This is a genomic window from Priestia sp. VA7, from assembly GCF_055710015.1.
Genome location: NZ_JBVQPN010000056.1, coordinates 1 through 304 on the forward strand (window position 1 = coordinate 1; position 304 = coordinate 304).

Here is a 304-nt window from a genome sequence, read left to right on the forward strand (position 1 = left end):
TCCCTGAAAGATGATCAGGTTGATAGGTCAGAGGTGGAAGCGTGGCGACATGTGTAGCTGACTGATACTAATCGATCGAGGACTTAACCAAACTTTAAAAGCGTAAGCTTTACTCAGCAAACTGTTACCTAGTTTTGAGAGAACAAAACTTTTTAAAAAAGTCTTGCTTTCTTTATCAAATCATGTATAATATAATATGTCTGGTGGCGATAGCGAAGAGGTCACACCCGTTCCCATACCGAACACGGAAGTTAAGCTCTTTAGCGCCAATGGTAGTTGGGACTTTGTCCCTGTGAGAGTAGGA

At 41.8% G+C, this 304-nt stretch carries 2 rRNA genes; both read left to right on the forward strand.

Annotated elements, in window-relative coordinates:
- Nucleotides 1–91: ribosomal RNA gene (locus AC0C45_RS30155) — 23S ribosomal RNA — on the forward strand; the annotation flags it as partial.
- 108 nt (nt 92–199) lie between these two features.
- A 5S ribosomal RNA gene (rrf, locus tag AC0C45_RS30160) occupies nt 200–304 on the forward strand; the annotation flags it as partial.